Annotated in this window: 6 protein-coding genes; 4 read left to right on the top strand and 2 right to left on the bottom strand. The window is 63.1% G+C overall.

The window, feature by feature from the left end; genetic code table 11:
- Positions 1–599 precede the first annotated feature (599 nt).
- Both ABN273_RS56770 and ABN273_RS56765 read left to right on the top strand, forming a co-directional pair.
- A complete protein-coding gene (locus tag ABN273_RS56770; protein ID WP_349458099.1) occupies positions 600–1,523 on the top strand; it encodes a bifunctional DNA primase/polymerase in 924 nt (307 codons plus the stop codon).
- The gene (locus ABN273_RS56765) at positions 1,520–2,857 is read left to right on the top strand and encodes a YfjI family protein (protein WP_349458098.1); all 1,338 of its coding nucleotides are present in this window, start codon (positions 1,520–1,522) and stop codon (positions 2,855–2,857) included. Before ABN273_RS56770 ends, ABN273_RS56765 begins: the two co-directional genes overlap by 4 nt.
- Here ABN273_RS56765 and ABN273_RS56760 read toward each other — a convergent pair.
- Positions 2,852–3,025, bottom strand: a complete 174-nt coding sequence (locus tag ABN273_RS56760) for a hypothetical protein (RefSeq protein WP_349458097.1) — start codon at positions 3,023–3,025, stop codon at positions 2,852–2,854. The two genes, ABN273_RS56765 and ABN273_RS56760, sit on opposite strands and share 6 nt — an antisense overlap.
- Before the next feature lie 31 nt (positions 3,026–3,056).
- Here ABN273_RS56760 and ABN273_RS56755 point away from each other — a divergent pair, with 31 nt between their 5' ends.
- Both ABN273_RS56755 and ABN273_RS56750 read left to right on the top strand, forming a co-directional pair.
- On the top strand, positions 3,057–3,254 hold the full coding sequence (locus tag ABN273_RS56755; RefSeq protein WP_349458096.1) for a helix-turn-helix transcriptional regulator: 198 nt from the start codon (positions 3,057–3,059) through the stop codon (positions 3,252–3,254).
- A complete protein-coding gene (locus ABN273_RS56750) occupies positions 3,254–4,666 on the top strand; it encodes a tyrosine-type recombinase/integrase (RefSeq protein WP_349458095.1) in 1,413 nt (470 codons plus the stop codon). The genes ABN273_RS56755 and ABN273_RS56750 overlap by 1 nt, the downstream gene beginning before the upstream one ends.
- Positions 4,667–4,794: 128 nt before the next feature.
- Here ABN273_RS56750 and ABN273_RS56745 read toward each other — a convergent pair whose 3' ends face one another.
- Positions 4,795–7,566 (bottom strand): hypothetical protein, encoded by a 2,772-nt coding sequence (locus ABN273_RS56745; protein ID WP_349458094.1) that lies wholly within the window; start codon positions 7,564–7,566, stop codon positions 4,795–4,797.
- Between the last annotated feature and the right edge of the window lie 420 nt (positions 7,567–7,986).

Here is a 7,986-nt window from a genome sequence, read left to right as displayed (position 1 = left end):
TCCGTCGGCAAGGTGCCGCCGCCGACGAACTCCCCGGCTCCCCGGAGCATGCATCCGATCTTGTCGGCAGACAGGATGCCGTACTCCGCCCACTACATCGGCATCTTCAAAGTCGTTCAACAACCCGTAAGGGGCTGCTAGCGCTAGTAGCCGACCCTGCTAGCGCTAGCACCCCCGCTAGCGCCAGAAATAAGCCCCGGCCAGGCCGTTAGCGCGCTAGCGGCCCTCCTCGACCACGCCCTGAAACCGGCACTGGAGGCTGTCGTGCACCCTGTCGCACTCGCCGCTATCACCACGGTCATAAGCACACTCTGTTACGCCTCAACGTGCTACCTGAGCCCGTTCGGACGCTGCCGAAAGTGCAAGGGCAAAGGCCGCATCCCGCACCGCCTCCTCCGAGGCTCCCGCTACTGCCGCCGCTGCGACAGCACCGGCCTGCGCCTGCGCCTCGGCCGCCACCTCTGGAACTACGTCCGTCGTCTGCACCACGACGGCCGATGAGCGACGGCCCCGGCGCACAGCCACCACGCACGACGCCGGGACCCACGCCACAACCGACCACCGGCCCCACGAGGCCAATGCAAGGAGCTGCCACCAGCATGACACCCGATCGATCCCGCTACACCCTGTCCTACGCACTGGCCGCCGTCGCTCGCGGCTGGCACGTCTTCCCGCTCACGCCGGGGGACAAGGTGCCGCTCAAGGGCTGGAAGTGGAAGGAGCACCACACGACCGACCGCGACGTCATCCGGCGGTTCTGGAGCAGTTCGGCCTGCAACATCGGCATCGCCACCGGACCCTCCAACCTCGTCGTCATCGACCTGGACACCCCGAAGGACGATGGCCAGCCACCACCGCCGTGGGACCAGCCGGGCGTCAAGGACGGGGCCGACGTCCTGGCTCTCCTGTGCGAGGAGGCGGGGGAGCCGTTGCCATTGGAGACTTTCCAGGTCCGGACTCGGCGCGGCGGAACCCATCTGTACTTCACGGCCCCCGAAGGGTTGACGCTCGGAAACACCTCTGGCGCCAAGGGACAAGGGCTGGGCTGGCTGATCGACACCCGCGCCCGAGGCGGGTACGTCGTCGCTCCGGGCAGCTTCGTCGACCTTCCGGACGGCACTGGGACGTACGACACGATCCACGACGCCGAGCCCGCGCCGCTGCCGGAATGGCTGGCAGCACGACTCGCACCAGCGGATCACGACCGGCCTGCGGTCCACGTCTCCGCACATGACGTGCTGGCCGCGCTCGGCGGCCGATCCACTGGCTACGCGCTGGCCGGGCTGCGCAACGAAGTACAGCGCGTGCTCGACGCCACGCCAGGCACCCGCAACCACACCCTGAACTCTGCCGCATTCGCCCTGGGGCAACTCGTGACTTCCGGTCTGCTGCCGTACCGGCTGGCCGACGACGCCCTGCACACCGCCGCCCGAGCCATCGACCTATCCCCCCGAGAGGCCGCCGCCACCATCCGCTCCGGTCTCACGTCCGGAGCTCGCCGCCCACGCCGGGGGACCGCATGACCAACCCACGTGACGCCAACACCATCCTGGAGAAGCTCGACGCCCATGCCACCATCAGCCGCCTGCACCGTGACCTCTCGGGCGACCTGAGTATCGGCCTGCCGGTACCCCCGCCCGCTGCTGACCCGGCCATGTTCAACGGCCTGATCGGCGAACTGGTGAGGGCTGCCGACCCGTCCACTGAGGCCGACCCCGTGGGCGTCCTGGTCTCTGCCCTGGCCGCCTGTGGCGCGGTCATTGGTCCCGGCCCGTTTGTCCAGATCGGCAACACCCGCCACCCATTGCTGATCTGGCCGCTGCTCTTCGGCCGCACCGGCTCCGGCCGCAAGGGCCAGGCCACCGATACCGCCGAGATCTTCCTTCACAACGCCGGCATCGGCTACAGCGACCTCTGCGTCACCGGCCTGTCATCCGGCGAGGGGCTGATCGAGCGCATCCGCGACCCCGACAGCCCGGACGACCCCGGCGGCACGATGGACAAGCGGCTGTCGGTCACCGAGCCGGAGTTCTCCACCGTCATGGCCCGCGCCAAACGCGAGGGCTCCACCCTCGGCACGATGCTGCGCCAGGCGTGGGACGGCCGGACCCTGGCGGTCCTGACCCGCAACGCCTACCGGGCATCGAACCCGCACATCGCGATCATCGGCCACATCACGCCCAAAGAGTTCCGCATGCGGCTGGCCGAGGCCGACATGGCCGGCGGCTCCTACAACCGCTTCCTGCCCATCTACGTCGAGCGCTCCAAGCGCCTGCCCATCCCAGAAGGCGTCGCACCCAACCTCCTCGCGAGCCTCAGCGGCAGACTCCACGACGCGATCAAGGCCGCCCGCCAAGTCAAGCGCATCGCCCTGGACGACGCCGCCCGCGCGCTGTGGTCGACCGAGCTGTACGAGGAGTTCACCGCCGCCGACGACGAAGACCACGCCTGGACCGAGTTCACCCGCCGCTCCGCCCCTTACTGCCTGCGCATCGCTGCCCTGTACGCCGCCCTCGACGCCCGCGTCCACATCACCACCGCCGACCTGGGGGCCGCCGCCGCATTGGTCCGCTACTCGATCGCCTCAGCCGTATTCGTCCTGGACAAGCAGATGCGAGACCCAAAGATCGACCGCATCCGCCGCGCCCTCGACCAGGCCGCAGACACCGGCCTGACCCGCTCGGAGATCAGCGCTTTGTTCTCGCGCAACGTGCCCAAGCAGACCCTCGACGAGTTGCTGACCAGCCTGACCGCCACCGGCCAGTACGAGACCTTCACCACGCCCACCGGGGGCCGCCCATCGATCCACTACCGCCGCACCACCTCTGACGAAGAAAGAAGAAACAACCCCTCATGACTCGCACAGCAGCGGCGACGCCGTCGCCGGAGGACCGCCCTTCTTTCGTCGGCCACGAACAAAGCCGATCACCACCAGACCGGCTTCAGCACGTACCGGCTTGTTCTTTCTTCTTTCTTCGTCCTGATCAACACCCGGCCCACAGCCACCAAGCACGGGGCCGAACATCCAACCACCTTTGATCCGCAAGGAGCCGCACTTGGCCACCGGCCTGTACCAGCGAGGCATGCTCACCCTCGCCGATCTCTGCGCCGAACTTCAGATCTCCCGCTCGACCTTCTACGACTGGCGAGCCAAGGGCCGCGCTCCGCGCTGCCTGAAGCTCCCGAACGGCGACCTCCGCATCCGCCGCACCGACCTGGACCGCTGGCTCGCCACGATGGAGGACGCCGCCTGATGAAGGACATCAGCTACAACGTCCGCGTCTACGCGATCGAGGTCCGCAAGAACAAGGACGGCAAGGTCACCTCCTACCGGGTGGCCTGGCAGACCACCACGAAGACCTGGAAGCGCTCCTTCAAGAACGCCGCCCAGGCGGACACCTTCCGAGGCGCCCTGCTCACCGCCGCCCGCAGCGGCGAAGCCTTCAGCACCCTCACCGGCGAGCCCGTCTCCTGGGGACGCACCGACCGCCCAGAGATGAGCTGGTACGACTTCGCCTGCAAGTTCGCCGACATGAAGTGGAAGAACGCCGCCGCCAAGTACCGCCAGGACATTGCCCGAGCCCTCACCGCCGCCACACCCGCCATGTACACCACCACGCGCGGCAAGCCAGACGACCGCGCCCTCCGCTCGGCCATGCACCGCTGGGGCTTCAACACCAAGCAACGTCGGCAGGCACCCGAGGAGGCCGCCGCCGCGCTGCGCTGGCTGGCCGACAACACCAAACCCATCTCCGCACTCACCGACGATGCCGGCCTCGTCCGCGACCTCCTGGACTCCGCCACGTCCCTCCTGGACGGCACCCGCGCCGCACCTAGCACCGTCCGCAAACACCGCATGCTCCTGTCCAACGCCCTCGACTACGCCGTAGAACTCAAACTCCTGCCTGCCAACCCACTCAAGACCCTGAAGTGGAAGCCACCGGCCAACGCCTACGAGGTGGACCGCCGCAGCGTCGTCAACCACACCCAGGCCAAGGCACTCCTCGCCGCCGTGGCCGCCCAAAAGCCAAGCGGCGAACGCCTGGCGGCGTTCTTCGCCCTCATGTACTACGCCGCCCTACGCCCCGAGGAGGCCATCAACCTACGCCGCGACAACATCACCCTCCCACCCCTGCACAAGAACGCAGAGACCGGCCAGATGGAAGAGCCAGCCGACGGCTGGGGAGAACTACACCTCCTCAAGGCCGCCCCATACTCCGGCCGCGACTGGACAGACACCGGGCAGGCGAGAGAGGAACGCGCCCTCAAACACCGGGCCGCCGGCCACAGCCGAACCGTCCCCATCCCACCACCTCTGGTACGCATCCTGCGAGCCCACCTCGCTGAGTTCGACGAAGGGCTACAGGGCCGCCTCTTCTACGGCGTCAAGGCCGACGACCTACCGTTCATCACCTACCGCCGCGCCTGGAAAGCCGCCCGCAAGACCGCCCTCACAGAAAAGGAGATCGCCTCACCACTGGCCGCCCGCCCGTACGACCTCCGCCACGCCTGCGTTTCCACGTGGCTCAACGCCGGAGTCCCCGCACCTCAGGTAGCTGAATGGGCCGGTCACAGCGTTGACGTGCTCCTACGCATCTACGCCAAATGCATCATCGGTCAAGACCAGGCTGCCATGAGAAGAATCGCCGACGCGCTCGCCGAGTAGTGGTGTGGTCTTCGGGGAGCCCGACAAGCGGATAGGGCTCCCCAGCGTGAGTTCGAGACATGGCAGGCCATACGCCTTGGTCATCTAGCCATATCCCGGCTGATGGCATCAGGGCGGAGAGGTGCGAATCAGTCTCCTGTATGGCCTGGAGGGTCGATCACTTTTAGGCCCCATGCTGTCCTGAACGAGCTAACCGATAGCCACGCTAACCTTGCGCTCTCGGCGAACATCTGACGAGCGACAGCTAGGTTCTCGAAGGAACTAGCGGTACCGCTCTTCAACGCTTCTTGGAAGGAGTTCTCGTCAAGCGTGCTACTGAAGACTTCCTTCAAGGTTGCGCAGTAATAGATGTAGCCAATTGAGCTAGTTTGGATGCGTGACAGCGTCTGAAGCTCAGGGCGCTCGTCCTCTGAAAGCACAGGAGGGTTCGATACGAGGCTGAGCATCGCATCAGTCTCGAAGTCACCAATAGAGCGCGAGGACAGGCGTTGGAGGAGAGCGCTCGTCCAAGGCTCGCACTCCGAGTTCCGCGATATAACACTCCGCGCGCCACTTATCTTTGCGCTGAGGTCAGCTGTAAGTAGTTCTTTGGCAATCTCGTCGATTTGGACGATGCCACGGTCTGTAAGATCAACGATCTCTCGGGCAATTCGAATCAGCTCCCGAGGCAGGCCGCCGGCCATGCAGTAGCACAGGCAAAGCAGCACGTCACTCAGGCCAACCACTCGCCCACGAAGTAGCGCCATGGTATCTGTCAGATTGAGGTAGCGGATGCGCACGACCGCATCGAATGCGCTGTCAAAGGCATCTCGAACGGGTAGCCCGCGCTGTTCGAAGGCGGCTAACGCCTCGTTGGAGACGGAAACGAGAAACAGGCAGCCCGGAGCTTCGGTGACAAAAAGACCTTTGATCTCATCGGTGAATTGTTGCGCCTTGTCGATTGATGGAATCTTGTCGAGCTCATCGATCACGATTACGATCGACGTAGCAGGCAGATTCGGCACAGCTTTGAGCACCGCCAACGCTGTTGTCACGAACTCCCGAAAGTCATGCAAAATCTCTGGATAAGTTTTTCCTTGCTTGGCCCACTCGACACTCCGTGTTCTGCTCGCTTCTGCGCCGAGTGGCAGTTTGAGTTTCCCCGACCAGCCAGATGTGTATTTCTGCTGGAATGTCACTTCGTCTAGCTTGGATTCGGCGAATCTACGCAGTGATGCGATGTCTTCAACGCGACTGTTGTTTACTCGCAGGCTCGCTGTCTGTGCTCTATGGCGGTCGCGCAAGGCGTAGACTATCGTAGCGGCGATCAGGCAACTTCCGGCGAAGGCGAGCCAATTTGCCGCGATAAACGGCATAACGACGTCGCGCACACCAGTGAAGAACTGGGCCGTTTCGGCCAGTAGGCTCGAATTGCTTTGAAGGAGCCAGGTGGCGGCGAAGCCGATGCCCAAAATGAGGGGACTCCACGTCGTAAGGCGCTGAAAAGTCTTTGGAAGCAGATAAGAGCTATCAGCGTTGGCCCTCGCTGGTTGTTTGCGATCTGCGTATTCGATAACCGCTCGACACAGGCGTCCGTATAGATGGAGGGCGAACTCGCGAGCTTCATATTCGACGGGCACGCTCTCCATGATGGAGATAGGTGGGCTTACTCCTGCCTCCAGGAAAAGGCCTGAACGCTGAGCCTCAAGAAGTGTAGTTTTTCCTGATCCACGAGGCCCTGCGATGCCGATGGCCCCTCCATCGATACGGTCCAACAGTCTTTTGAATTCTTTGAAGACCGTTACAGGAACCACATACTCCTGGGCTCGCATTTGACGGAGCCCCGGCGCATCATGCGGCTTCGAGGCTAGAGAGAAACCCGGCGCTATCAGCTGGTTGATCCTTGCTCGCAAGTCGGGAGCTATGACACGGTCCATCATCGCGTCGTCCCACGTTGCTATGGCGCCGAACCGAGCCTCATCAAGCTCCCACTTTCGGGCTAGCCATACATCATCATAAGCGTGACCAATCTTAGGTTGCTTTGAAGACCAGGCTCGCGATACTCCCTTGCCGAAGCGTGTAAAAGACTTGTGCCATCCGACGAGGGCGGTTGACAGACTGCCCAAGGCGGCAAATCCCGGTGGTATGCCGCCGACTTGGGCGATGACTTGTCGGTGTAGAGGGGTGTAGAACTTGAAGGCTGCAAAACCCGACTCGTACCATGCGCCGTAGCGGAGGTACAGGACCGAGTACCCAAAGAGTAGTACCAGGAAAGTGAACAATCCACCCGCGGCGGCGACACTCAATCCTGCCGCGTCAGTTGTCGATAGCCATATCAAGCTGATAGGCGCAGCCGCTGAACAGATAAGACACAAAGCCCCAATAAACGTGCCAGTTGTGAATCTGCTCGTAAATAAACCGGGGGTGTCGCTCTGAATGCCTAATACGGATGCTGCTAGATGCAGTAGGAAGGAGACGATGAATAGCACAAGCAAGCTGACAACGCTTACTCCGGTTATCGTCTGAGCTGCTCCAAAAAGTTGCAGGAGGGTGTTCCAGGAGTAAGCCAGATAGGTGACGTAGGCAGCGGTTATGGCGAAGGCGGCAGCACCGAAAATCAGGCTGATCGGCAGAGCGTACTTAGCGACTCTAGCGAATTGCGTGCGGCCAGATATCTCATGTTGCGCGATCGCAGCGTCGGCTTCACGAATTGCCGCAATCTCGACGTTGGTCGCTGACATCGAAGCCAGCGCGGTGGTAGTAGCCTCCCCCGCCAGCTGGCTCACTTTCAGCTTGCTTCGTTGCGTGGCTTCTGTGAACTCGGGCTGATCAAGAACGCGAGATACAAGATCGCTAATACGATCTCCAAGTTCTCGCAGCAGCTGATCGTCGGTCGCGTTAGGTGACAAGCGTGCCCCCATGTCCGGAAGTGCATCGTTCCGGCATCGCCGCACCATCTAAGCCCTGCTGGTCACACTGTCATAGTGGGATAGGGCAGGACGCCCCCGATTGCTGCATGCCTGATACTGGCGGGACTTTATCTAGCACAGCGACGGAGCGCTAGTCGGTAAGTGACATATGTGGCTTCTGAGCTCAGAGTGGCGAGTGGTTCGAAAGACCTAGATGTGCTCAGGGGCTGCAGTCGCTAGCAGGAAGACCGTGGATCCGCGCATGATCGGCACCGCTCGCAGTGTGCTCCTGCTGGGACTCACATCCACGTCCATAACCTGGCGTCGGCGGAAGACGGCATCCATACAGATGGACGCGGAACAGGCAGCGCTCTGCCGAGTAGTGCATTCCACGTAGCATCGCCGTTCCTGTCGCGCCACGCGCTGCTCCCT

This window comes from Nonomuraea sp. B19D2 (genome assembly GCF_040137845.1).
GTDB lineage: Bacteria > Actinomycetota > Actinomycetes > Streptosporangiales > Streptosporangiaceae > Nonomuraea.
This window is presented reverse-complemented; position numbering and strand designations above follow the sequence as displayed.